Origin of the sequence: Corynebacterium sanguinis (genome assembly GCF_007641235.1) — a bacterium.
GTDB classification, from domain to species: domain Bacteria; phylum Actinomycetota; class Actinomycetes; order Mycobacteriales; family Mycobacteriaceae; genus Corynebacterium; species Corynebacterium sanguinis.
On the sequence record NZ_CP038157.1, the window covers coordinates 1,387,170 to 1,411,476 of the forward strand.

Sequence of the window (24,307 nt, forward strand, 5' to 3'; positions counted from 1 at the left end):
GTACATCTTGCGATGAGCTAAGCTTCGTGGGGTCAAGTCCACGCGAGTGGTGTATCTGCCCTTTCGATAAAACAGGCAGCATGACGATCTCAGGGACCGGCACGAGCCCGTTGTTGCGACTGGCTCATGCGACCTCCTGAGTGGCTTCGCCGGCGTCGATGACGTTGGCGTTCATCATGGTCTTCGTCTGGTCCAGGGCCGTCAGCGACATGTAGCGCTTCTGCTGGATCCTTCTCACTCGTGCTGCTCAGCCAGCACCGCCCCGACCAGGCGCACGACGGCATCTCGGTTCGGGAAGATCCCCACGACGTCGGTGCGCCGGCGGATCTCCCGGTTCAACCGCTCGGTGGGGTTGTTCGACCACACCTTCGTCCACACCGTCCTTGGCGTGTTCGTGAACGCCAGCAGCTCGTCGAGCGCTTCCTCGAGGTGAGTGCGCGACATGGGGGAACTTCTGCTCACAGAAGCCCACCACCTCCCGGGCCTGGTTCCACACCGCTTGCGAGTCGGGTTGCTGGAAGATCGTGTGGAACATCGCCGACAATGTCGGCCATTGCGTCTTGGGCACCAGCCCGGAGAGGTTCTTCGCGAAATGCGTGCGACACCGTTGCCAGGAGGCGTTCGGCAAGCCCTCGCCGATGGCGTGCTGGATCCCCAGGTGTGCGTCGCTGGTGACCAGGTAGACGTCGTTTAGGCCGCGGGCTTTCAGGTCGCGGAAGAAACCGGTCCAGGAGGCCACGGACTCGGATGTGGCGACCTGCATACCGAGTAGTTCGCGGTAGCCTTCCGCGTTCACGCCGGTGGCCAGCAGCACGGAGGTTTTCACGACCCGTCCGCCTTCACGCACCTTCATGGTCAACGCGTCGCAGGAAACATAGAGGTAGGCGCCGGTATCCAGGGGTCGGGTGCGGAAATCTTCCACCATCTGATCGAGATCTTTGGCCATCTCGGAGACCTGCGATTTCGAGAGATTGTTGATCCCCAGGGTGGCGACGAGGTCGTTCATCCTGCGGGTGGAGACACCCTTGAGGTAGCAGGTGGCGATCACGGTGGTCAGGGCCCGTTCGGCCCGGGTGCGACGTTCCAGCAGCCAGTCCGGGAAGAACGAGCCGGTGCGTAGTTTCGGCACGGCGACGTCGACGGTGCCGACCCGGGTGTCGAGGTCTCGGTGGCGGTAGCCGTTGCGGACGTTGGTGCGCGCATCACTGACGGTGGCGTAGTCGGCGCCGCAGGCTTGGTCGGCCTGGGTCGAGAGGATCTGGTTGATGAACCCTTGGAGCATCTCGCGCATCAGGTCCGGGGAGGCTTGAGCCAGTAGTTCGTCGAGGTAGGTGGTCGGGTCGATAGAATGGGGGCCAGCGGCCATCGTGGTTTCCCTTTCGAGGAAGTGCGGTTACGGATTCGAAAGGTACTGCGGTGGTCGCCTCACGCATTCATGAGGTCGTCACCGGCAGCTACAGATGCACCACACTAAAGGACGCAACCCCTGGACTTTCAGACGTGTCCCTGGTTCCTCAAGTCCCGCAATTTTTTTAGGTAGGCGTTTTCCGCTTCCAACCGCTCGATCTGGCGGCGCAGCTTCTCCTCTTCCGTGAGCCTCTTCGGCGCGGACGAGCCTTTGGGCCTGCCCTTCGGCTTCGGTTTTAACGCGTCGTCGCCACCTTTACGCCATTTCCGGGACCAATCTTTGACGAGTTGGTCTGACGACAGGCCAAACTCACGTGCAAGATCCATCTTTGTCTCGCCGGCAAGGTGGCGTTGGACAACTTCCTTCTTGATGTCGAACGAGTGCTGCTGCTTTGTCGGTTTCTCCACAAGACATAGCCTGCCATGCAGGACAAACCGACGGTAGAGACAACGGACGGCATCTCTTGAGACCCCAAGGACACTCGCAGCAGCTCGGCACCCCATACCCTGCTCAAAAAGATCTACCAACTGCTCACGCTGATGTTCACTCAGCGAACTTCGTGCTCTCAACGAAAACTGCTCCCCACTAGTCGGTAACTGATTTCTCAGTCCAACTAATGGGGAGCAGTTCAATCGGGGAGAGGGTCCGGGCTATCGACACGCTGCCGAGCCAGCCGAGGGCGGCCGAGACGATCCGGGAGACGATCATCGCGCTGCCGCTGCCCAGGACCTGTCTGTCGTCGGCGTCCGTGTGCGGGGAGGTGTTACTCATCGGCCGGCTTTCCCGGTTGTGCGTCGGGAAACTTCGATCGGAAACGGCCGATGCTGCGGTCGAGGAGTCGGGAGACCTGCTCCCGCGAGTCCGGCCGGTACAAGCTGTGGTCTCCCTCCGGGACGCCGAGAACCTCGACGTCCGTCGGCCACGCCCCGGGGCCGACGGATTCGAGAGTCTCGTGGCCGCGGTGCTTGCGGAAGTGCGCCTCATCCACTGGGGAGAGGATGATCGTGGTCTTTACCTCCTTGTCCGCCAGCGATTTGAGCGCCTGCCCCGGGGACTGGCCCACCCCGAACCGGGCGGCGCACTCCCACAGCCGCAGCGGCACGCGCCTGCTGGCCCACAGGGTCGCGGACTTGATGATCTTCCTCAGGCGCGCGCTTCCCCCCGCGGTGGACAGGTGCGCCTCCGGGCGAATGTATTCCCCGGTGTCCGGGTCGAGTCCGTGCTTGCGTGCCGACTTCTTGTCCACGGGCTTTCTCCGGCGTGACCATTGCGTCGAATTGATCAGCACCACGGAGTCGGCGCCCAGCTCGAGGGCGGTTTCGACGGACATCCACGCGCCGGAACACAGGCCGATAAGCATGAGCGTTCGGCCGGGATCGGCGCCATGCGCACCCGCCTCAATCTCACCCATGAGCTCTCGGGCAAGCTCGACGGCGTCCTCCCTCGACTGGCTCGAGTACAGCACGGGGATGGTCCCTCGCTCGATGACGCCGGATTCGCCGTAGTTGTCCTTGTCGTGCCGGGCGAAGGCGAGGCCTCCCCCCGCGTGCTGGCGCGCGTAGGCGACCCAGAGGTACGCCGGGCCCCACGCGGGCTCGTTGGCCGTCGACTCGAAGATGACCATTCCCTTGGCGGGAGTGGCGGCGCTGCTGGTCACGAACGTGAGGAGGCGCCGCTCCGTGCGCAGCTCGATAGTCTCGCGCAGCTGCTCGCCGTGCGCCGAGGTGAAGAGGACCTCCCGGCGTAGCGTCGTAAGCGAGGGGTGCGAGGAGTGCAGGCCGGCGTCGGCGCCCCTCTTCGGCGGCACCGCCAGGTCGACGAACCTCGAGATGTCGTTGTAGGGGACGTGGTGAATAAGCGTGGCGGGGGAGATGAAGGGGACGGATTCGCACAGGGGAATCACCAGGTCGGAGTTCGTCCGCAGCTGATCGAGAAAACGGTCGTTGAGGGACTCCGGCGAGCACGCCAGGATCCGGCGCAGCCCGGGTTCCGTCCCGAGCTGCCGCCAGTTCAGCGCCCCCAGGTTGTCGGCGAGAGACCGGGGGACCTGGAACTCCAGCGCGGAAAACGCGGCTTCGTCGACGATCGCGCCCACGGTCACGGCGAACTTCGCCTGCTGCTCGCGGAGCCAGCGCTTGCCCGACGCGACCGGCTCCCAGTGCGTGATGCTTTCGACGCAGGACAGCTGGCCCGCCCCCGCGTGCGACGCCCACACTTCCGTGATAAACGCGCTCATCCGGAAATCGAGAATACGGAGGCGAGCGACGCCCAAGCCCCTCAGGTGGGAAACCGCCGCCGAGATCGACTCCACCCACCTGGTGAGGTCGGTGAGCTGGGAGTGGTCGCCGAAGGAGGAGCCGGTGCCCGCCAAGTCAAAGCGCAGGACCGCGTAGCCCCGCGCGGCGAGCTCGCCGCCCAGGAACCGCAGCCCGCGGTGCGTCGTCAGTTTTTCTTCCCCGAGGGGCGGGACGATGATGAAACCCTCGTCCGTCGCCCGATCCCGCGGTAAGTCGAGACACCCGAACAGGGGCTCCTCGCCTTCCCCGAACCAGTGGGGAAAGGTGAAGTGCCGCGGGCTCTCCAACCGGATTTCTGGCGTGTGCGTCAACGGGCTTCTGCCTTCTCCTCTGCCGATTTTTATCAACCTGCGTTACAGCCCAAGCGCGCTCTTCGCGGCGGCCGGCCAGGCCCCGAGATCGGTGCCGTGGGTTGCAAAAAGGGCGAGGGTGATGCGATCGAGGCCGAAGGCGGTGCAGGCGGTGCTCGCAACCTCGCCGGAGCTGGTGGTGAGGCTGAAGCGAGACCCGAAGTGATCTTCGGCGTTGTTGCACGAGGCGATGGCGACGGGTTCGAGCTCCGGCCCGTAGACGGGAACCACGAACTCGGTCTTGAGGTCCTTCTCGAGCTGGCCGCCAGCCAGCAGGTTCCCCACCCGCCCGAAGAAGGGGTCGTTGGCGGGGCCGGCGTCGACGGGCAGGCCCAGTGACTTCAGCATGTCGCGGACGACGGGTATCCAGCCCTCGCGGAAGCCCTGTGCTCCCTCCGAGTCCCCGGCGTAGACGAGCTCGCGCATCCGAAAGGACTGGAGACGGAATGGGTCGGTGGAGGGCTCGTGGCGGAAGCACCAGCCCTCCACGTCAGCGGTCACGCCTTCGGCGGGAAGTGTGGAGGGCAGTTGGGCGTAGAGAGGGTGGCACGCGGCCGAGACCATCATCGAGTCCCCTGGTTCGAGGTGGTGCCTCCATTCCGCGTTGCGGGACCGCGCTTGGATGATGCGGTTGTGCTCCTTGTTCCCGCCGGTGAACACCGAGATGATCCCCGTGAGGTGGGGGAAGGACTCCACGTAGTCCGTCTTCTCGTAAGTTGAGGAGGGCAGGATCGGGCCGAACCTGTGGACCTCCCAGGTGCCGTTCGCGACGAGACGGGACTCGCGACGGCTCGTCCTCTCGATGAGGGCCGACACCCGCTCGATTACCGCACGATACGGTTCGTGCCGGTCGTAGAGGCCGGGGGCCCCGGCAGGGGTCAGGATACCGCCAGCTGTAAGTTTATTGAGGAAGTCCTTATATGCCCCGGAACGCTGCTCGGTGTCCACGGTGTGCATGTCGGTGTCTGGTGCGTTGGGCATCACAGCTCCTTTGCCGGGAAACTCGCTGTTACATCGGTATTGTGAGATTTTTTCACGTGTCTGCACGGGGGCAGATCAAGTTCTAAACTGTACACCCACCTGGATAGTGTGAAAAGCGTAGAAGAAATAAGTTGGTAATTACTTGAAGTTTATTTACTACTTACTTAGGATTGCTCACCGAGCCCGGCTTTGCTCGGCGCGAGCTGCCGCCCGGGTTGGGAAACGGCCTGTCGAAGTCGCTGATGTGCGCTCCCGGGGAGGCTGCCCCGCACCCTCCCCGGAGCCGCGAAAAGGGGGAAGTCTGATAAATGCACAAAATCTTCGAGCGCTTCCTGCCTGCCGCGCTGCGCGGGCCGCGCGCCGAGTCCGCTGGCCCAGTCCCCGCGCCCTATGTGCGTGTGGGGTGCGACGTCGCCGCGATCTCAGACGTGCAGTGGGCTATGGACCGCTTCGGCGACCGGTACCTGACACGGGTGTTCGGCCTTTCCGGGCCCTTGTCCCGGTACGAATTGAGCCCTCAGCACTTGGCCGGAAAATTCGCCGCCATGGAGGCGGTCGCGAAGATTCTGGATGTGCGGGCCACCTCCGTTCCGCTGGGCGACATCGAGATTGTGAACAACCCGTCCGGACGGCCCAGCGTTGTCCTGCATCGGCGGGCAAGCGAGGTCGCACGGGCTCTCGGCGTGCAAGCCTGGGATGTTTCGATCTCGCACGAGGCGGACACCGCATTCGCGGTCGCCGTAGCTACGGGCCTGGCGGGGCGTGGGGGGCAGACGCAGGAAACGCAAAGCAGTCAGTTTAGGCAAGTTTAGGAATAGAGGAAGGCGAACATGGACATTCTCTTCGAAATTAGGGAAGCACTGAAAGAAGCTACCCACGGGAAGATGGGCGACCGCGTCACGACGGTCGACGAAAACCTCCTGGAGATGGGTTTGACATCCCACCAGATCGTGCAGTGGATGATCGGCATCGAGGAGGCTCTGGATATCGAATTTCCCGACGACCAGCTGAATCGGGAGACGTTCGCATCGATCTCTTCCGTCCACCGGGCCGTGGAGACACAGGTCCGGTAGGACCGGTTGCGATCGACGGAGCTGAATCCTTGGCATTCAAACAGATCGTGGACCGTGGGAGCTTGCCCGGGGGGGTGAGAGAGACAACAGCTGCTACCGCAGTCAACAGAAGCAGGACCGTGGCGTTCGATCTCGATCCCGCTCACCGAGCGTGTGACACGCTGATTCTGGTTTTCGCCAGTTTCGCGTCGTTCGGTAGGCACCCCCTGCTGCTGGCTGCAGCCATGGTCCTGGCGCTCCAGTTCATCCCGAACCTGTACCGCCACAGGCTGACCCTGTCGGCCCTGGACGAGGCGCCACGACTGCTGGTTGCGGGCGGTATCTCGGCGTTCGTGGCAGTCGTGCTGACGGACCAGGAATGGACCGAGACGGGAATAGTCCGCTTCTGGTTTCTGGTGACGGTTGCTCTCTTCCTGGGTAGGGCAGTGACGAATGTCCTGATTCGCGCGACACGGCGTAGGTGGAGGGCCACCCGGCGACGCACGGCAATTCTCGGCGGCGGGCAGAGTGGAGCCGACCTGTGCGACATTTTGCTCGAGCAGCCGGAGCTTGGTTTGCAGCCGGTGGTCGTCGTGGACATGACCCGGAGGGTGGCATACACCCGGAGCTCCTCGGTGCCAGTCAAAGTGGTCGAACCCGACGGCTTGGCCGATTTTCTCGTCCGCGTGCGGGCGAGCGTCCTTATCGTCGCCGACTCCCAATTCGAGGACCGGCAGGTCCTTGAGATGCTCCGCGACTGCGTTCGCCTCGACACCGAGATCTTCATTCTGCCCACCCTGTCGGACTACATCAGCCTGGAAGGCGCGATGGACAGGGTCCGCTCCTACCCTTTGGCGCGGGTGAGGCGTGCCCCGTACCGCTCCTTCGCCTGGGGTCTGAAGCGCCCGATCGATATGGTGCTGAGCGCCACTGCCCTCATCCTCCTGTCTCCCGTTCTTCTCGTGTTCGCGGTCCTGATCAAACTCGAGGATCGTGGAGCGCCGGTTTTGTTCCGCCAGACCAGGATTGGAGTCGATGAGAAACCGTTTGAGCTGCTCAAGTTCCGCTCAATGACGCCGAAGAACGTTCACGAAAGCGACACCACGTGGAACATCGCAGGCGATCCGCGGATCACGCGGCTCGGGGCGTTTATGCGACGCTACTCCATAGACGAGTTCCCGCAGATCTACAATGTTCTGCGCGGGGACATGGCTCTCGTCGGGCCGCGCCCGGAGCGCCCGACGTTCGTCGAGAAGTTCAACGAGGAGCACGAGGGTTATCGCGCCCGACACCGGGTGCCCGTTGGTCTGACTGGCTGGGCGGCGGCGAACGGCCTCCGCGGCGACACCAGTATCCGTGAACGGGTGAAGTTCGACAATTTCTACATCGAGAACTGGTCCCTCTGGCTCGACTTCAAGATCATCGTCCTGACCTTGGGGGCTGTATTCAGAGGGAGTGGTTCGTAGAATGAACTCGCCAGAATCCACTCTCAGCGTCGTGCTCGGCGCGATGGCCTTGAGACCCGGTGGAAGCGGGGTGCAGACCTACGAAAGGGAGCTCCTCAACGCCGCTGCTATGCGGCTTGAAGGAAAGGTGAAGCTGTCCGCGACCGTCCAGCGCGACACCGTCGGCGAGCTCCCGGATGCTGTGGCTCCGATTCCGCGGCCGGTCGGCGGCGGGGTGAAGAGGGCGTTACACGGTCTCCAGCCGGTGCGAGGCGCTGATCTGTTCCATTCCCTCGACGTGGACCTCCCCCTGGGGCAAGGGGGAGCGCTCGTCGCCACCGTTCACGATATGTCGGTCTTTGACACGCCTTGGGCGATGAGTCGGGTGCGTGCGCGGGGCGAGCAGGTTCTACTTCGCCGTTCTCTTCAGAAAGCCGACGAGCTTATAGCAGTTTCCGCTTTCACCGCGCAGCGGATTGAAGCTCTGCTGAAGCGCACAGCCCACGTGATCCCGCTTGCCCCCGCGTCCTGGGCCCGGATTCCCGGGGACAACGAGGTCGGCGAGGTGAGGAGAAAGTACGGCCTGCCGGAGCGGTTCGTGTTCCAGCTCGGCACCCTGGAGCCACGCAAGCGGCCGGACGTGCCAGCGGTGGCCGCCGCCAAGCTGGGCATTCCCATGGTCGTGGCGGGCGCCGGGACAGACGGCCCGCTGCCGTTTCCGGCCCGCGGCCTGGGGTACGTCGACCGCGAAGACATCCCGGCACTCTACCGCGCGGCGAGCGTAGTGTGCTACGCCTCGGTCTATGAGGGGTTCGGCCTGCCCCCAGTGGAGGCGATGGCGTGCGGCGCGGTCGTGGTGGCGAGTGACGTCGGCGGGATCCGGGAGGCAGTGGGCGACGGCGCTCGACTGGTCGAAAACCTGAGCGAGGACGCCTGGGTCACCGCCCTCAAAGAGTCCGTCCTTGACCGTTCCTTCCGGCAGAGCTTGCGCGACGCGGCCTCCTACAGGTGTGCGGAGCTGACCTGGGGGAGCGTGGCGGAGAGGACGATCGCGGTCTACGGGCGGCTGCTCTCTCTCTGAGCCGGGCACCCCGCGGCATCAAACCGCCGGTGCTCAGACCCAGTCGAAGTGGTCCCGCAGCCGGTTGGCAACGCGCTCGAAGCGCCGCGGCGGAACGGAGGCGCCGCGGCGATGGACGTCAGTCTCGGAGACCAGCAGGGTTTTGTCCATGCGCACCCAGCACGGCTCGCCGGAGGCATCCCAATCCCCGGAGCCGATGTCGAGCCAGTCGGGGTGGGCGGCGTGCTCCTTGTCGGGAGAAATGAGCAGCCCGAGGACATCGTGGTGTTCGCGGCCGACGATGAGCAGTGAGCGTTCACGCGGCGGGGTCGACGGCACGGTGACCCAGACGACCTCGCCCGGTTCTGCTTGGCCGTCCATGTCGGGCGCGTAGTAGATGCTGCGCGCCATCCGCGAGGTGGGTTTGACGATGAGCCTGGCTGCGGAGGCCTTCTTGCGTTCGCGCGGGGCTCGGGGTGAGGAGCCGAGGCGTTCGTTGAGCAGAGCGAGGCCTTCTTCTAGTGGGCCCGGGCCCACGGCTTTGCGGCGCTTGATCCTGCGGACGAAGATGCCCCTTCACCCCCTTTGGCTGGTCGATGCGGTTCTCGCACCTACTTTAAGGGGTGTTGGTGGCCTTCACAACAAGTTTGTCGCGTGTTGGGTTTGCCCACGTGAGACGGTAAAGTGGGGCCAATCATGGCTGCCTCGAAAACCAATTTTGCGGAGACGACGTTTACGGACCCGTCCAGGATCCGGAACTTCTGCATCATCGCCCACATCGACCACGGTAAATCGACCCTGGCCGATCGCATTCTCCAGCTCTCCAAGGTCGTCGATGCGCGTGACATGCGCGACCAGTATCTCGACAATATGGACATTGAGCGCGAGCGCGGCATCACCATCAAGGCGCAGAACGTGCGCTTGCCGTGGACGCCGCTGTCGGGCGAGTTCGTGGGTCAGGAGACGATCCTGCAGATGATTGACACGCCCGGCCACGTCGACTTCTCCTACGAGGTCTCGCGTGCGCTGGAGGCGTGCGAGGGCGCGATTTTGCTTGTCGACGCCGCCCAGGGCATCGAGGCCCAGACCTTGGCCAACCTGTACATGGCGATGGACAAGGACCTCGAGATCATCCCGGTGCTCAACAAGATCGACCTGCCCGCGGCCGATCCGGACAAGTACGCGCTTGAGCTCGCCCACATCATCGGCTGCGAGCCGGAAGACGTGCTGCGCGTCTCGGGCAAGACGGGCGTCGGGGTGCCGGAGTTGCTGGATCGGCTAGTAGACCTCGTGCCACCGCCGTCGTCGGAAGGCGGTGCGGACGCCCCGGCTCGGGCGCTGATCTTCGACTCCGTGTACGACACCTACCGCGGCGTGGTCACCTACGTGCGCATGATGGACGGCAAGCTGATGCCGAACCAGCAGGTGCAGATGATGAACACCGGCGTCACGCACGAAATCCTGGAGATCGGCGTCGTCTCACCGACGATGAAGAAGACCAAGGGCTTGGGCCCCGGTGAGGTGGGCTACCTCATCACAGGTGTGAAAGACGTGCGTGAAACCCGCGTGGGTGACACGGTGACCTGGGCGAGCAAGGGTGCGGAAACTCCGCTTGCCGGTTTTGCCGAGGTCAAGCCCATGGTGTACTCGGGCCTGTTTCCGGTATCCCAGGAAGATTTCCCCGCCCTGCGCGAGTCGCTGGAAAAGCTCCAGCTTAACGACGCCTCCCTGACGTGGGAGCCGGAAACCTCTGTCGCCCTCGGGTTCGGTTTCCGGTGTGGCTTCCTCGGCCTTCTCCACTTGGAGATCACGCGAGATCGCCTCGAGCGAGAGTTCGACCTCGATCTGATTTCCACCGCCCCGTCCGTGACGTACCGGGTCGTCGCCGAGGACGGCACTGAGCAGTACGTGCACAACCCCTCGGACTGGCCCGGCGGCAAGATGCAGGAGGTCTACGAGCCGGTGGTGAACATGACCATCATCGTGCCGCAGGAGTTCGTGGGCACGACCATGGAGCTGTGCCAGTCGAAGCGCGGCACGATGAAGAACATGGAGTACCTCTCGGAGGAGCGCGTGGAGTTGCGCTACATCATGCCGCTCGGTGAGATCATCTTCGACTTCTTCGACATGCTCAAGTCCCGCACGAAGGGTTACGCCTCCCTGAACTACGAGGAGGCCGGCGAGCAGGAAGCCGACCTGGTGAAGGTGGACATTCTGCTGCAGGGTGAACCGGTGGACGCGTTCTCCGCCATCGTGCACCGCGACTCCGCCCAGTGGTACGGCAACAAGATGACTAAGAAGCTCAAAGAGCTCATCCCGCGCCAGCAGTTCGAGGTGCCGATCCAGGCGGCCATCGGGGCGAAGATCATCGCCCGCGAGAACATCCGCGCGCTGCGCAAGGACGTGTTGTCGAAGTGCTACGGCGGCGACATTTCGCGCAAGCGCAAGCTGTTGGAGAAGCAGAAGGCGGGCAAGAAGCGCATGAAGTCCATCGGCTCGGTCACCGTGCCGCAGGAGGCGTTCGTGGCGGCGCTGTCGACGGACGAGGAGTAGGCGCGGTTAAGCGGCCTCGAAGGTCCGGTGGAGACCCTCGTCGAGATCGGTCGGGGCCCAGTCGTAGGTGCCCTGCACGAAACGGGGGCTGTCCCACAGCCAGGTCATTTCGACGAGACCGTGAATGTCCCGGTTGAACAGCCCGGCGAACTGAAGCGTCCACTTCTTTAGTTCCAGCGGTGTGTGCGCGCGGAGTTTTCCTGCGTAGGCTGCGCGTTCGGCGAACTCTCTCTGGCAGACTGAGTCCGCAGTGGGCGTGATTGTGATCCCGGTGAGTTGGTTCTGTGAGGCACCGACGAGCGCCCGCGCGTAATCGGGCAGGTACGTGAAAGGGTGAAGCGCCGAGGAGTCGATGAGCGCCATCGTGCGGGTTGCGCGTTGCAGTGGTTCCACGATGAGAGCATGAGCCACTGCCGTTCGGCCGCACCCTGGTCCGTAGAGGTCGGAGGCCACCACGGAGCACACGGGGGTGTTTGCGTGCGTGCGGGCAATGAGGAGTTGGGCCCTGATCCCCGGCTTGCCGGTGGTGGCTACGACTTCGCTAGTGGCGGTCACCGTGTTCGCGCGTTCACCGAAAGCGTAGACGGACTCGGGGAAGGTCACGTGGATCTCGCGTTCAGCCGCGAGGCCGAGAACCGTCTTCTCAGCTGGGATGAGGGTGCTGCGCCACACTGCCGCGTCGTAAGGCGCGTGCATGCAGTCAATCACCCGGTTCGCGCCGCTTGTGTCAAAGGCGGCCTGCAGGTCGCGCGGATCGGCGGCGCTGCCCGCTAGGCTCCGGGCTCCGCGGACCGCAGTGCCCGACCGGGTGAGGACGAACACTTCGCGGCCGCGCTTGATCAGCTCATCGGTGACGGCCGTTCCAACTGGGCCGGCTCCAATGACGAGCGTTGTATCGGACATGACGACTCCTTGCGTGAAAATGTGAGCACTGCTCTCTATTTTCCAGCTACGCTAACACGTGTCGGGATTACTCGCAAGAGCAGTGCTCTCGAGTTGGTAGCATGGGTTCATGCCGACACCCCGCCAGATCGCCCGCGACGAGATGATGCGACGCATCAGCGAGATCGGGTTTGCACAGCTAGACGCCGGAGGACCCCATGCGCTCAACCTGCGCGCCGTTGCCCGTGAGCTGGGTGTGGTGTCCTCGGCGATATACCGATATGTTGCAGACCGAGATGCATTTCTCACGCTGCTGGTCACCGACGCTTATCGGCAGCTCGCCGATTCAGTGGAACGCAACGGGCAACCTGCCTCGGTCGTGGGAATCGCGGAGGCGATGCGGGCCTGGGCGATCGCGCATCCGAGGAGGTGGGGACTTATTTACGGCACCCCAGTTGTTGGTTACGCGGCGCCCAGCGACACACTCAGTCAAGGAACCCGCGTGATGCGGATGCTGCTTGAGGCTTTGGATAACGCGCATCCGAGCGTCGATACGCCCAGCACGGCGCTCGACGAGGCAACGCGCGAAGATATTGAGGCGCTGAGGCGCGAATGGGCGCCGCAGCTCAGCGCGGGTGCCGTTGAGCTGGCCGTGGAGGCGTGGTCACGAATCATCGGTTTGATTTCCAGCGAAGTGTTCGGGCATTTCGGCGAGGGTGCGTTTCGTCAGCCCGCTGTGCTATTTCGGCGCGCGGTGGAGAGGCTCGCCAACGGTCTGGGGCGACTTGGCGCCTGAGACGCCACGACGGCCGGCCAGCCCGCGTACCACCCGGACCCGGGGAACCAGCCGGGTGGTGGTTCGGATGTGCGTGGGGCGTACCTGGTCAGCATTGCGAGTACCACGAGCGCGCCGGCGTACTGCAGCAGGTAGGCGGCACCGCTGACGAGTGGGCGATTGTTGGTGTCGATGAGCTCGGTGATCCCCGCGACGTCGGCGTAGGCCAGCGACATGTTGTTCACCGTGTGCAGCACGATCGCCGCCTCGAGCCCGCCGGTGCGGTGCACAAGTAGCGAGGCGAACGCCGCGAATACCGCGACGCTAATCAGCCCACTCGCGCCGTAGGTGTGGCCGAAGACGAACGGCGGCAGTGAGAGCGCGTAGACCACCCACGGCGAGCGGATCCACGCGCCCAGCGCCTGGGGCAGTGAGCCGCGGAAGACCAGTTCCTCAGCGGTGGACTGCAGCGGCACGAGCAGCAGGCAGAGTGCGATGCTGGCCCAGAAAGCACCGTCGAGCGGGGCGGGAATTCCGCGGTGCACGATCGCGTCGATGACGAAGGTGATTGCCGGTGGGACGGCAATCAACAGCAGTGACAGTCTCACGATCGGCCAGCGGATGCGTCCGGTGACTGACAACAGCGCACGCGGGCGCCGCCCTGCGAGCCACGCTGCGAATAAGGCCCCGACTCCCGAGATGCCGATCGCGCCGTAGAAGAAGGCTATGTTGACCGGGTTGGCACCGAGTTCAGTTTCGATGATGCGGCTATAAAGCCAGTCCATGTCGGCGCCGCTTCCCCAGCTGGTGAGCAGAAACACCGCAGTAAACAATGCCTGGATGAGGAAGAAGAGGACTAAGGAGATCACGAACTCCAGGGCGGGCTTCCATCGCCGGTACGGCCTGCGGCGCAGCGCGGGTTCGAGGGACGCTCTGTGGTAGGCGAGCGTGGTCGAGGGGGTCACGCCCGCCACCCTGTAGCATCGAGCCCATGAAGATTGAGCGAGACGGGTTCACTATATTCGCACGCGTGCTTGGCGACGCCCCCAAGCCCGCACTCCTATATCTGCAGGGTGGACCCGGTTTCCCGAGCCCGCGCGAGCGCTTCGAGTGGATTGACACGGCCTTGAAGCACTACCGGGTGGTGCTGCTCGACCAGCGCGGCACCGGCCGCTCCACCCGCATTGACCGCGCCACGCCGCAGCTTATCGACGCCCCCACGCTGACCCAGCTTCGTGCCGACGAGATCGTCGCCGACGCCGAGGCGGTCCGCGAAGAGCTCGGTGTGAAGCGCTGGGACGTGCTCGGCCAATCCTTCGGCGGGTTCTGCCTCGCGCACTACCTGGCAGCGCACCCGGAAAGCGTGCGCCACGCGTTTTTCACGGGCGGTTTGCCCACCGTCACCCGCGGCGTGGACGAGGTCTACCGCGCCACCTTCGCTAAGCTGCGGGCCCGCCACCTGGAGTTTTACAGCGAGGTCCCGTGGGCGGAGTCGATGGTCCGCGAGGTGTGCCGCCACCTGGACAACTCCGAGGAGCTCCTGCCCACCGGTGAGCGGCTCAGTTCCCGGCGGTTTCGCACAGTCGGTGTGACGCTGGGGCGCGAGGGCGGCTTTGAGACTCTTGCCAACCTGTTGGAGGAGCCGTTCCACCCCAACGGCAGGCTGCGCACGGATTTCCTCGCCGACGTGGGCGACATGGTCAGCTTCGAGCGCGCCCCGCTGTACGCCGCGGTGCACGAATCCGTCTACGGCGGCACGGTGCCGGGGGCGACGGCGTGGGCGGCGCAACGCGTTTCGGAGACGCTCGACGGTTTCGCCCCGCAGGCAACCCCCGATGACGCCGAGTTCTACCTCACCGGCGAGCACATCTTCCCCTTCCAATTCGATGAAGACCCGGCGCTGCGCCCGTTTAAAGAGGTCGCTGAGGAGCTGGCCCGTAATGACGACTGGCGGAACTTGTACGCGGGGCTAGGGGCGTCGACAAGCGCTGCTGCGGTGGTCTATACGGACGACATTTTCGTGCCCCGCGAGCTTTCCCTCGAGACCGCCGATGCGCTCGGCGCGACGGTGTACGAAACCGCGGCGTGGCAGCACGACGGGCTGCGCCGGCACGGCCGCGACGTCATTGGCGTGCTGATGTCCGCAGTGGGGCTATGATGAGCGGCATGCAGACACCTTTTCTCCGCGAACAGGTAGACCTCAGCCACACTGAGCTGGCCGAGTTTGACCAGCTGACCAGCGCGTTCGAGTACGTGGAGGAGCATGTGCTCAACCCGGCGCTCATGCTGTATGTGACGCGCTAGCCTGCACACGCTGCGGATGCGGCTGGTGGGGTCTACCCTGCGAGGTGTGAAACTACATCGGACAACCCCACTGGCAGTGGCGTTTGCGCTGGCCGTTTCGGCAGCCCCGGTAGCCAACGCCGCGCCGCTCGATCACGTCAACCTGCAGCTTCCTCCGGGCGCCCCGGTGACGCTGCCGCAGCTGCGTAGCGACATCACCGGATCTTCAACCGGCGCGATTCCCGCCGAGCAGGACGGCGCCCCGGTGCCGGTGCCCTTCCCGCCGGACTACCTCGCGGGCTACATCTCGGACATCTCCTCCTACGACTACGGCATCTACGCCGAGGTCAACCGCCTGTTCCCACAGGTGCGCGACACGCAGCCGGAGACGATGGCCGCGAACCTGGACACGGTAGTGCGGATCAACAACAACGCCACCCCGGAACAGGTCACCCAGGCGCAGATCGATGCAGTGGCATCCGCCGACGGGCTGCTCACGGCCCTGTCGCCGGCGATGGGCGAGGAGTTCGGTACCGCGTTTCGCGACGCGCTCGCCGAGGGCCGCCTGCCGAAGACGGCCTACCTGCTCGACAACGGCTACCTCGCCCGCGCCGGCGGGCTGGCCAGCTCGACGCTCATCGAGAAGGAAATCTACGACTACCCTCGCCCGCACATCGCCGCGCCGGATCGCATCAAGCGCTACGACACCGCGGGTGCGGAAGACCTCTACTTGTCCTCCCCAGCGTTTCCCTCGGGCCACACCAACCAGGCGGTGTGGGTAACCACTCTGTTGGCCTACATGGTCCCGGAGCTTGGCCCGCAGCTGGCCTACCGGGGTGCCGAGGCCGGAAACTCGCGCGTTGTGCTCGGCGTGCACTACCCGCTGGACGTAATCGGTGGGCGTATGTCGGGTTACGCGGCGGCCGCCGACAGGCTCAACGACCCGAAGATGCGCGACGCGCTCAACCAGGCGGCCGCCGAGCTGCGCGCGGAGATTGAGTGGCGCACGGGTAAGACGATTCCGGAGCTCGTCGCCAGCGACGCAGCGTACGTGAGCACCCCGGATGCGGTGGCCACGATGGGGCAGTGGATGGACTACGGCTTGCCGCGCGTTTACCACACGGACGCGCCGATGGAGGTGCCGCAGGCCGCTCCGGTGCTGCTCGCCTCTCGTTTCCCGGAGCTTTCGTGGCAGCAGCGCGAGGAGGTGCTGCGTCGCACCGCGGCACCCGCCGGGGCGCCTTTGGATTGGCAGGGCCCGGGCGGGTCCTGGCAGCGCATCGACCTAGTTGCGGCGCTGGCCGCGCAGGTCAGCGTCAACCCGGATGGGTCGCTGAACGTGCAGTAGGCCACAGCGCCACCCGAATCAGGGCCTCCGGGTAAACCTACGGCGTCGAAACGTCACGGTCGAGGGCGTTCACGCCACGTTTTCTCAGGTCGCGGCAGTCCAAAAATGCTTCACCGTGACATCCCGGCACCGCGTCCTTAAGCGATTACATCACCGAATCCAGCAGCGTCTTCGTGTACGGGTGCTGCGGGTCGGCCCACACGCGCTCGGTGGCGCCGTGCTCGACGATGCGCCCGTTGTGAATCACTGCGACGGTGGGGCAGAGCTCGCGCACGACTGCGAGGTCGTGGGAGATGAAGATGAGGGTGCCGTCGCCTACGACGTCGTCGATAAGCTCGAGCACGCGGCGGCGCACGGTGACGTCGAGGGCGGAGACGGGCTCGTCGGCAAGCAGGATGTCGGGCCGGGGCGCGGCGGCGCGCGCGATCGAGATGCGCTGGCGCTGACCGCCGGAAAATTCGCGAGGCCACCTGCCGCCCATCCCGCCGAGCCCAACCTGGTCGAGGACCTCGGCGGCGCGTGCCTTGTCGACGCCCGTTTCGCGTATCGACGCCCCCACCCGCATCCGCGGATCCAGCGAGGAGTACGGGTCCTGGAACACCATCTGTACACTGCCGTCGACAGCGACCTCGCCCGCCTCAGGGTGCGACAGGCCGGCGATGACGCGCAGCAGCGACGTTTTGCCGGAGCCGGAACCGCCGACGATGCCGATGCGCTCGCCGCGGCGCACGATGAGCGTGACGTCGTCGAGAGCGCGGGTGGAACCGCGGGTCAGGCTCACTTTGGTGAGCGTGACCACCGGGGCGCCGAGCGGACGATGTTGTGCTGGGGTTCCGGGGCGGGAGGCGTCGACAAGCGAGCGGGCGTAGGGCGAATCGGGGGCGACAATGCTGCCGTCCTTGAACACGAGCACCCGGTCCGTCATGCGGCGCACGACGGCCAGGTCGTGGGAGATGAAGATCAACCCCATGCCGCGCGCGGTGACGAGCGCGTCAATGAGCTCGAGGATCTGCTTCTGCACGGTCACGTCGAGCGCGGTGGTGGGCTCGTCGCAAATCAGAACCTCCGGGTCGCGCGCGAGTGCGGCGGCGATGAGCACGCGCTGGCGTTGGCCGCCGGACAGCTCGTGCGGGTAGGCGCCGGGCCGCTCGATGCCGACCTCGGCGAGCAACGCGGCGGCGCGGGCGCGGTCGCGTGAGACCTGCCGGCCCACCGTCATCAGCGGGTTCAGCGCAGTCATCGGCTCCTGAAAGACCATGCCGACGCGCTTCCCGCGGACCCGGCGCCGCACCCGGTCGGGCGCGCCGACCATCTCGGTTCCGTCGACGGTGACCGAGCCGCGCAGCGTTAGATTGTCGATGAGCCCCATGATCGCCAGCGCGGTCATGGACTTGCCCGAGCCCGACTCGCCGATGATGCCGACGCGCTCGCCGCGGTCGACGCTCAACGTGATGCCGTCGAGGATGCCGTCGATGCTTAGGTTGTTAACGCGGATCACGCCCGCCCCCGATCAGGTTGAACGCGAGCACGGTGATCGCGATGGCGAGGCCCGGAAACAGCGCGAGGTGCGGGTCGGTGGCCAAGTACGGCTGCGAGGACTGCAGCATCCGGCCCCACGAGGCATAAGGTGCGGGCGTGCCCAGGCCCAAAAACGACAGGCCGGCTTCGGCGAGGATCGCCAGGGCGAGCGCCACCGAGACCTGCACCACCGTCATAGGCAGGATGTTGGGCAGCACGTGGGTGCGTGCGATGGCAAGCGGCGCCACCTTGGACACACGCGCGGCGAGGATGTACTCCTGGCTCATCACCTGCAGGGTGCCCACGCGCGCCACCCGCGCAAACCCGGGAATACCGGCGATACCGATCGCCGCGACGACGATCCATACCGAGGCGCCGAACACGGCGGTAAACACGATGGCCAGCAGCAGCGCCGGGAACGCCAACAGCAGGTCGCTCGCGCGCATCACCACGGACTCGACCGCGCCGCGGCGCATCCCGGCCCACACGCCCAGCGGCACCCCGACCAGCGCGGATAGTGCCACCGCCCCGAGCGAGACCACGAGTGTGAGGCGCGCGCCCGCCATGACGCGCGACAGCATGTCGCGGCCGAATTGGTCTGTGCCCATCCAGTGCTCGAGCGACGGGCCCTCGAGGCGGTGCTGCGGTGCGGCCTGCAGGGGGTCGTAGGGGGTCCAGAAGAAGGCAATGAGGGCGACGAGGACGATGCCGGCGGCGATGCCGAGCCCGATTTTGCGTGTCAAGGTCACGGTTGCCTCCGGATCCGCGGATCGATCACCGTGTACAGCAGGTCCACGACGAGGTTGACCGCCAGCGTGAATCCGACCAGCAGCATGAGCACGGTCTGCACGGTAGTGAGGTCGCGGTTGCCCACGGCGTCGAGAAGCATCGTGCCCAGGCCAGGGATAGCGAAAACCCGCTCGATGACCACCGCGCCGACAATCAGGCTGGAGAGCTGGATGCCCGCGACGGTGAGCACGGGCAGCGCCGCGTTGCGCAGCGCGTGGCCATAGAGCGCGCCGCTTGTCGACGCCCCCCGCGCCCGCGCCGTGCGCGTGTAATCTTTGCCCATCTCGTCGGCGACCGCGTGGCGCACGTAGCGCGTCAGGATCGCCGCTTGCACCAGCGTTAACGCTACGACGGGCAGCACCAGGTGGGCCGGGGTGCCCCACCCGTTGGCGGGCAGCCAGCCGAGGCGCACGGAAAACAGCGCGACAGCGAGGATGCCCACGAGGAAGCTGGGCACGACGATACCCAACTGTGTCAGCCCCGCGAGGACGGCGCCGTCCGGGCGGTCGCCGCGCAGTGCCAAGTACACCCCAAGCGGAACCGCTATCGCCAGCGACAGCACCATGGCCAAAACCGTGAGCGTGAGCGACGCGCCGGCGCGTTCTACCACCGCCTGCGTGATGTCGGTGCGGCTCGCCAGCGACCCCCCGAAATCACCGGTGAGCAGGCCGGTGATCCAGTCGAAGTACTGCACTATCAAGGGCCGGTCGAGCCCTAGGGTGGTGGAGAGCTCGGCGACGGCCTCGTCGGTGGCGGTCACGCCGAGCGCGACGCGCGCCGGGTCGCCGGGCACGGCGCGCAGCAGCAGGAAGATGAGCACGCTCGCCACGGCGAGGAGCAGGGCGAAGCGGGCGAGGGCGCGCGCGGCCGTCATTTCTGGACCTCCGCCAGCGCCAGGCCGTCGGTGACCACGTTCGGGTCGACGCCGCTGACCCCAGGGGCGAGCAGGACAATGTTCGGCGCGTTGAGCAGAGTCAACGCGCCTGCATCGGCCATGATGACGTCCACGGCGGCCTCCATGTTGACTGCCTGGTCTCCGACCTCGGCGGCGGCGATGAGCTCCCTGGCCTGCGCGGAGTCGTAACCGAGGTAGTAGTCGGGGTTGCCGAACAGCATCGGGATGTCGCGCGGCTCAACGTGCGCGACCAGCGACGCCTGGTAGGCGTGGCCACGCAGGACCTGGCCCAGCCACACGGCGGGGAACTCTACCGTTTCCAGGGTGACGTGGAAGCCGGTGTCGCGAAGCTGCGAGAAGATCAGCTCGCTCGCGGTCTGCGCGTACGGGAGGTTCGGCACCGTGATGGTCACCTCCGGGGTGCGCCCGGCGAGTAGCTCGCGGGCTTTGGCCGGGTCGAAGGGGTAGTAGTCGCGGCCGGTAAACCACGGGTCCGTCGGCGGGACGGGGGCGCCGCCGGTGTCGGTGCCCATCGAGTTGTACACGACCTGGTTGATCGCGTCGCGGTCGATGGCGTGGGCCACGGCCTGGCGCACCGCAGGGTCGTCGAAGGGTGCTTCGCGGTTGTTCATCGACAGCAGCACCTCGGCGTTCGTGGTTCCGACCTCCACCGCGATGTCCGGCGGCAGGGTGTCTAGAAGCTGCGGCGCCTGCATCGCCCACACCACGTCCGCGTCGCCGACGCGCAGCGCGTTGACCGCCGCGGTGGAGTCGTCGAAGTAGCGGATCGTGGCGTCGTGCTCGACCTCGCCGCCCCAGTAATCGTCGCGGGCGCGAAACGAGACGGCCTCGCCGACGTCGAAACGCTCGAGCGTGTACGGGCCGGTGCCCAGCGGGTCGGTCGCCAGCCGCGGAATCGAGTCCGGCGTCATCATCGCGCCCGTCAGCGTCCCCATCGACCACAGCCAGCTATTCGACGCCCGTGCCAAACGCACCCGCAGCGTCCGCTCGTCAACGACCTCGACCTGCGCAACGGGATCCATCTGCGCCTTCAGCGCGTTTGTCCACCTGGTGCGCACGTAGTCGATGGAAAAGGCGGCGTCGTCGGCGGTAAAGGGCTTGCCGTTGGAAAACGTCACGTCGTCGCGCAGGTGGAAGGTGTACTCGGTGGCGTCGGGGCTTTCCTCCCAGCTCTCGGCGAGGAGGGGCTGCGGGGTGCCGGAGGCGTCGATACGCACGAGCGTCTCGTAAACATTCGACATGAGCGCTTGGGGCGCGGCGGCCCCGCCGATCGAGGTGAAATCCAGCCCCGCCGGGGGCGCCTGCGTGGCGACGACCACACCGCCGTCACGCGCCCCGCCTGCCGGTGAGGCGCAGGCCGACAGCGCGACAACGGTGGCTACCGAGAGCAGCGCCGCAGCAGCCTTGGGGAAGGTCATGGGTGAGAAGCGTACCGTTTGGAACGTCGCTACCCAATCCAGCGCTTTGCCAGAATCTCCATTCCTGCGAGGACCTCGCCGTGGCTCGCGTTTTGCAGCGAAATCATGAGCTCGTCGGCCTTCGCGTGCTCCGTAAACCACGTCAGGTAGTCCGCGACTTCGTCCGCGGTGCCGCGGGCGGTGTAGCGCATCATGTCAATGATCTGCCGGCCCTGGAAAGAGTTGATGATGGCGTCGAGTTGGGCGTCGTCAAGCACTTGCCCGCGCCGGCCCATGAACGCCCGCACCCGGTTGCGGTGCACGATCTTTTCCTGGCGCGCGGCATCCTCACTGGTCTCAGCTGCGGTGACGTTGACCGCCGCGATGACGTGGGGCTCGGGGTGGCGCTCGGAGGGCTGGTAGTTCTCCCGGTAGTAGGTGGTGGCGTCGACAAGATGCTGAGGAGCGAAATGGGACGCAAATGAGTAGGGCAAGCCCAGGCTCGCGGCGAGCGACGCACCGAACATGGAAGAACCCAGGATATAAAGTGGCACGTTCGTGCCCTGGCCGGGCATCGCGACGACACCCGGCAGCGGGCTTTGATCCGACAACCACGCCTCAAGCTCGCGCACGTCATCGGGGAATGCCTCCGCGGCTCGCGGGTCGCGGCGCAGCGCACGGCCCAGCGTCTGCTGGTCAGTGCCCGGAGCACGCCCCAGCCCGAGGTCAATGCGATCGGGGTAGAGCTCGGCGAGCATACCGAACTGCTCCGCGATAACGTACGGGGCGTGGTTGGGCAGCATCACGCCACCGGAACCGAGCCGGATGCTGGAAGTCTGCGCGCCGATGTGGGAAATGAGCACCGCCGGTGACGATGACGCGATCGACGTCATGTTGTGGTGCTCGGCGTACCAGACGCGCGAGTACCCCAGTGATTCCGCCTTCTGAGCAAACTCGACGGAGCGGGCCATGGAGGCTCGGACAGATTCGCCGGGGTAGATAGTGCAAAAGTCAAGCAGCGCCAACGGGATGTTCATAGTGTCATGCTACGCTTTCGCGTTCGATGGGATGTCACGGTCAGTGGGCGAGGGGGTGTAAAACCGCTGGTGGGGTGGGTAGTTGATGGCGTGACCGTGACATTTGATCGGCCGCAATGTCACACTCAACCAGAGTGGCGGCGCAAAACCCCAGGTCGCCAACCGGGCCGAGAGTCTGACCGTGACATCTGACCAGCCGCAATGTCACACTCAACCAGAGTGGCGGCGCAAAACCCCAGGACGCCAACCGGGCCGAGAGTCTGACCGTGACATCTGACCTGCCGTGGTGTCACACTCATCCGGTGCTCCGGCGCAAAACCCCTGGTCGCCAACCGGGCCGAGAGTTTGACCGTGACATCTGACCTGCCGCAAAGTCACACTCATCCGGTGCTCCGGCGCAAAACCCCTGGTCGCCAACCGGGCCGAGAGTTTGACCGTGACATCTGACCTGCCGCAAAGTCACACTCAACCGGTGCTCCGGCGCAAAACCCCTGGTCGCCAACCGGGCCGAGAGTTTGACCGTGACATCTGACCTGCCGCAATGTCACACTCAACCGGTGCTCCGGCGCAAAACCCCAGGTCGCCAACCGGGCCGAGAGTCTGACCGTGACATCTGACCTGCCGCAATGTCACACTCAACCAGAGTGGCGGCACAAAACCCCAGGTCGCCAACCGGGCCGAGAGTTTGACCGTGACATCTGACCCGCCGCAATGTCACACTCAACCACTCCGGCCGCGCAAGACCCCAGGGACACCGAACAGCTCGGGCAGTGACATCCACCACGCCGATTTACGCGTTGACGTGATCTCCTTCGACGGTCTCCACCGTGCCGAGCTTGAGCGGGGATTTGGGGCGCGCCAGGTCGATGGCCAGGCCGATGGCGAAAGCGACTGCGACCGGAACAACCCAGCCCAGTCCGGCGTCCTGCAGCGGCGCCCAGGCGACGAGCGGGGTCAAAACGTCGGCCGCCCAACCCAAAGAAATGGCGGTCTCGATGGCCGACCAGATCACGGCAACCCAAATCGGCAGGAAGAACGCCCAGGTAAACCGGGTGCGGGAGCGGAACAGTGGCTCGATGAGGGTGACAAAGATCAGCGTGATGGCGGGCGGGTACAGGAATCCGATGACCGGGGCGGCAATCGCCATGACGAACTCGAGTCCCTGGGTGGCGATCAGCGTGGACATGATGGTGAAGATGATCGCCCACGTCTTGTAGGAGCCGGGGAACTGCTCGGAGAAGTATTCAGCCGTGGCCGTGATCAGGCCGACTGCGGTGGTTATGCAGGCGAGCAGAACAATCAGCGCGAAGATGATCTGGCCGGCGGTTCCGAGGGTGAGGTTGGAGGCGTCGGAAAGCAGTGCCGCACCGTTGTCGTACTGGGCGGGGTTGGGGATGATCCGCCCGATCGTGCCCAAACCGAGGTAGATCAGGGCGAGCAGCAGGCCCGCGCCAGCGCCGGCGTAGATGGTGCCACGCACCAGGGCAGGGCCTTCCTGGAAGCCGCGGAAGCGCAGCGTGGAGATCACCACGATGGAAAAGGCGAGTGCCGCGATCGAGTCCATGGTCAGGTAGCCCTGCAGCAGGCCCCCGGTGAACGGCCGCGCAGCGAACTCCTCGGCCGGCTCGCTGGGAGAGGCGGTCCACTTCGTCAACGCGACGACGATCATGACAACCAAAAGGATGAGCAGCGCAGGGGTGAGGAATTTACCCAGCTTTTCCATGATCGTGTTCGGGTTCCACGACAGTGCGAGCGCGATGCCGAAGAAAATGATGTTGAAGATCGCGGAGGCGACGATCCCCTCAACACCGAACAGCGGGGTGATCGCTGTTTCCATGGACACGGCACCCGTGCGCGGCAGTGCGTAGAACGCACCAATCGACAGGTACGCCAGGATCGGGAAGACCACGCCGAAGACTGTGCCGGCGCGCTGCGCGAGGTCACGGACATTGGCGCCGGAAAGCGCAATGGCGATCACGGCAAGCAGCGGCAACAGTGCGCCAGTGCCCAAAAAGCCCAAGATCGCCGGCCAGAAGTTGTCGCCGGCTTGGACGGCAATCATCGGCGGGAAGATCAGGTTTCCGGCGCCGAAGAACATCGAGAACAAGGCGAGCGCAGTGACTACGATCGCGGTGGTTGATCCTTGTGTCTTCGTGCTGGTGTCGGCCTGTGCAGCAGTCGAGCCCATGTTTCACTCCTTGGAGATTCGTAGAATT

General features: G+C 65.3%; 21 protein-coding genes and 2 pseudogenes. 9 read left to right on the forward strand and 14 right to left on the reverse strand.

The window, feature by feature from the left end; translation table 11 throughout:
• Positions 1–243: 243 nt before the first annotated feature.
• The 5 genes and pseudogenes from E3227_RS06770 to E3227_RS06790 form a co-directional block, all read right to left on the reverse strand.
• Positions 244–1,366 (reverse strand): annotated as a pseudogene (locus E3227_RS06770) (IS256 family transposase); the annotation flags it as partial.
• Between the two features lie 114 nt (positions 1,367–1,480).
• Positions 1,481–1,977, reverse strand: a pseudogene (locus tag E3227_RS06775) (helix-turn-helix domain-containing protein); the annotation flags it as partial.
• A gap of 16 nt (positions 1,978–1,993) precedes the next feature.
• Entirely contained in the window at positions 1,994–2,179 is a 186-nt protein-coding gene (locus tag E3227_RS06780; protein ID WP_144317984.1) for a hypothetical protein, read from the reverse strand.
• Positions 2,172–4,016, reverse strand: coding sequence for an alpha/beta hydrolase family protein (locus E3227_RS06785; RefSeq protein WP_144317985.1), 1,845 nt, complete (start codon positions 4,014–4,016; stop codon positions 2,172–2,174). Before E3227_RS06785 ends, E3227_RS06780 begins: the two co-directional genes overlap by 8 nt.
• A gap of 42 nt (positions 4,017–4,058) precedes the next feature.
• Entirely contained in the window at positions 4,059–5,036 is a 978-nt protein-coding gene (locus E3227_RS06790; RefSeq protein WP_144317986.1) for a class-II aminoacyl-tRNA synthetase family protein, read from the reverse strand.
• 308 nt (positions 5,037–5,344) lie between these two features.
• Here E3227_RS06790 and E3227_RS06795 point away from each other — a divergent pair, with 308 nt between their 5' ends.
• The 4 genes from E3227_RS06795 (at position 5,345) to E3227_RS06810 (ending at position 8,614) form a co-directional block, all read left to right on the forward strand.
• Complete coding sequence (locus tag E3227_RS06795; RefSeq protein ID WP_144317987.1) at positions 5,345–5,848, forward strand: holo-ACP synthase; 504 nt, start codon at positions 5,345–5,347, stop codon at positions 5,846–5,848.
• A gap of 18 nt (positions 5,849–5,866) precedes the next feature.
• Complete coding sequence (locus E3227_RS06800) at positions 5,867–6,109, forward strand: phosphopantetheine-binding protein (protein WP_144317988.1); 243 nt, start codon at positions 5,867–5,869, stop codon at positions 6,107–6,109.
• A gap of 119 nt (positions 6,110–6,228) precedes the next feature.
• Complete coding sequence (locus E3227_RS06805; protein ID WP_144317989.1) at positions 6,229–7,554, forward strand: sugar transferase; 1,326 nt, start codon at positions 6,229–6,231, stop codon at positions 7,552–7,554.
• A 1-nt stretch (position 7,555) separates the two neighbouring features.
• On the forward strand, positions 7,556–8,614 hold the full coding sequence (locus E3227_RS06810) for a glycosyltransferase family 4 protein (protein WP_144317990.1): 1,059 nt from the start codon (positions 7,556–7,558) through the stop codon (positions 8,612–8,614).
• Between the two features lie 33 nt (positions 8,615–8,647).
• Here the strand turns inward: E3227_RS06810 and E3227_RS06815 are convergent, their stop codons facing one another.
• Complete coding sequence (locus tag E3227_RS06815; RefSeq protein ID WP_246062639.1) at positions 8,648–9,130, reverse strand: type II toxin-antitoxin system PemK/MazF family toxin; 483 nt, start codon at positions 9,128–9,130, stop codon at positions 8,648–8,650.
• A 159-nt stretch (positions 9,131–9,289) separates the two neighbouring features.
• Here E3227_RS06815 and lepA point away from each other — a divergent pair, with 159 nt between their 5' ends.
• The gene (gene lepA / locus E3227_RS06820; RefSeq protein ID WP_006839795.1) at positions 9,290–11,146 is read left to right on the forward strand and encodes a translation elongation factor 4; all 1,857 of its coding nucleotides are present in this window, start codon (positions 9,290–9,292) and stop codon (positions 11,144–11,146) included.
• A 6-nt stretch (positions 11,147–11,152) separates the two neighbouring features.
• On the opposite strand, the gene E3227_RS06825 is transcribed toward lepA, so the two are convergent.
• Positions 11,153–12,049 (reverse strand): NAD-dependent epimerase/dehydratase family protein, encoded by an 897-nt coding sequence (locus E3227_RS06825; protein WP_144317991.1) that lies wholly within the window; start codon positions 12,047–12,049, stop codon positions 11,153–11,155.
• Between the two features lie 109 nt (positions 12,050–12,158).
• Here E3227_RS06825 and E3227_RS06830 point away from each other — a divergent pair, with 109 nt between their 5' ends.
• Entirely contained in the window at positions 12,159–12,824 is a 666-nt protein-coding gene (locus E3227_RS06830; RefSeq protein WP_006839797.1) for a TetR/AcrR family transcriptional regulator, read from the forward strand.
• Here the strand turns inward: E3227_RS06830 and E3227_RS06835 are convergent.
• Positions 12,755–13,768: a CPBP family intramembrane glutamic endopeptidase gene (locus E3227_RS06835; RefSeq protein ID WP_144317992.1), complete on the reverse strand. Its 1,014-nt coding sequence runs from the start codon at positions 13,766–13,768 to the stop codon at positions 12,755–12,757. The two genes, E3227_RS06830 and E3227_RS06835, sit on opposite strands and share 70 nt — an antisense overlap.
• 26 nt (positions 13,769–13,794) lie before the next feature.
• On the opposite strand from E3227_RS06835, the gene E3227_RS06840 reads away from it, so the two are divergent.
• From E3227_RS06840 to E3227_RS06845, 3 genes are read left to right on the forward strand one after another with little or no spacing between them, the layout of a single operon-like run.
• Entirely contained in the window at positions 13,795–14,961 is a 1,167-nt protein-coding gene (locus tag E3227_RS06840) for an alpha/beta fold hydrolase (RefSeq protein WP_144317993.1), read from the forward strand.
• 8 nt (positions 14,962–14,969) lie between these two features.
• Complete coding sequence (locus E3227_RS11550) at positions 14,970–15,107, forward strand: hypothetical protein (RefSeq protein WP_170228598.1); 138 nt, start codon at positions 14,970–14,972, stop codon at positions 15,105–15,107.
• Positions 15,108–15,153: 46 nt separating this feature from the next.
• A complete protein-coding gene (locus tag E3227_RS06845; protein WP_246062640.1) occupies positions 15,154–16,434 on the forward strand; it encodes an acid phosphatase in 1,281 nt (426 codons plus the stop codon).
• A 145-nt stretch (positions 16,435–16,579) separates the two neighbouring features.
• On the opposite strand, the gene E3227_RS06850 is transcribed toward E3227_RS06845, so the two are convergent.
• The 6 genes from E3227_RS06850 to brnQ all read right to left on the reverse strand — a co-directional run bounded on the left by E3227_RS06850 (position 16,580) and on the right by brnQ (position 24,279).
• On the reverse strand, positions 16,580–17,932 hold the full coding sequence (locus E3227_RS06850; protein WP_144317994.1) for an ATP-binding cassette domain-containing protein: 1,353 nt from the start codon (positions 17,930–17,932) through the stop codon (positions 16,580–16,582).
• Positions 17,919–18,701, reverse strand: coding sequence for an ABC transporter permease (locus E3227_RS06855; protein WP_136652813.1), 783 nt, complete (start codon positions 18,699–18,701; stop codon positions 17,919–17,921). The genes E3227_RS06850 and E3227_RS06855 overlap by 14 nt, the downstream gene beginning before the upstream one ends.
• Entirely contained in the window at positions 18,698–19,615 is a 918-nt protein-coding gene (locus E3227_RS06860; RefSeq protein ID WP_144317995.1) for an ABC transporter permease, read from the reverse strand. The genes E3227_RS06855 and E3227_RS06860 overlap by 4 nt, the downstream gene beginning before the upstream one ends.
• Positions 19,612–21,075 carry an ABC transporter substrate-binding protein gene (locus E3227_RS06865; RefSeq protein WP_144317996.1) on the reverse strand — a complete coding sequence of 488 codons (1,464 nt, stop codon included), beginning with the start codon at positions 21,073–21,075 and terminating at the stop codon, positions 19,612–19,614. The genes E3227_RS06860 and E3227_RS06865 overlap by 4 nt, the downstream gene beginning before the upstream one ends.
• 29 nt (positions 21,076–21,104) lie before the next feature.
• Complete coding sequence (locus E3227_RS06870; protein ID WP_136652810.1) at positions 21,105–22,091, reverse strand: LLM class flavin-dependent oxidoreductase; 987 nt, start codon at positions 22,089–22,091, stop codon at positions 21,105–21,107.
• A 790-nt stretch (positions 22,092–22,881) separates the two neighbouring features.
• Entirely contained in the window at positions 22,882–24,279 is a 1,398-nt protein-coding gene (gene brnQ / locus E3227_RS06875; protein WP_144317997.1) for a branched-chain amino acid transport system II carrier protein, read from the reverse strand.
• Between the last annotated feature and the right edge of the window lie 28 nt (positions 24,280–24,307).

Coding starts and splice junctions, on each gene's coding strand:
- E3227_RS06800 (WP_144317988.1), top strand. CDS start 5,867: ATGGACATTCTCTTCGAAATTAGGGAAGCACTGAAAGAAGCTACCCAC.
- E3227_RS06780 (WP_144317984.1), bottom strand. CDS start 2,179: ATGAGTAACACCTCCCCGCACACGGACGCCGACGACAGACAGGTCCTG.
- lepA (WP_006839795.1), top strand. CDS start 9,290: ATGGCTGCCTCGAAAACCAATTTTGCGGAGACGACGTTTACGGACCCG.
- E3227_RS06830 (WP_006839797.1), top strand. CDS start 12,159: ATGCCGACACCCCGCCAGATCGCCCGCGACGAGATGATGCGACGCATC.
- E3227_RS06795 (WP_144317987.1), top strand. CDS start 5,345: ATGCACAAAATCTTCGAGCGCTTCCTGCCTGCCGCGCTGCGCGGGCCG.
- brnQ (WP_144317997.1), bottom strand. CDS start 24,279: ATGGGCTCGACTGCTGCACAGGCCGACACCAGCACGAAGACACAAGGA.
- E3227_RS11550 (WP_170228598.1), top strand. CDS start 14,970: ATGCAGACACCTTTTCTCCGCGAACAGGTAGACCTCAGCCACACTGAG.
- E3227_RS06825 (WP_144317991.1), bottom strand. CDS start 12,049: ATGTCCGATACAACGCTCGTCATTGGAGCCGGCCCAGTTGGAACGGCC.
- E3227_RS06810 (WP_144317990.1), top strand. CDS start 7,556: ATGAACTCGCCAGAATCCACTCTCAGCGTCGTGCTCGGCGCGATGGCC.
- E3227_RS06790 (WP_144317986.1), bottom strand. CDS start 5,036: ATGCCCAACGCACCAGACACCGACATGCACACCGTGGACACCGAGCAG.
- E3227_RS06865 (WP_144317996.1), bottom strand. CDS start 21,075: ATGACCTTCCCCAAGGCTGCTGCGGCGCTGCTCTCGGTAGCCACCGTT.
- E3227_RS06870 (WP_136652810.1), bottom strand. CDS start 22,091: ATGAACATCCCGTTGGCGCTGCTTGACTTTTGCACTATCTACCCCGGC.
- E3227_RS06860 (WP_144317995.1), bottom strand. CDS start 19,615: ATGACGGCCGCGCGCGCCCTCGCCCGCTTCGCCCTGCTCCTCGCCGTG.
- E3227_RS06840 (WP_144317993.1), top strand. CDS start 13,795: ATGAAGATTGAGCGAGACGGGTTCACTATATTCGCACGCGTGCTTGGC.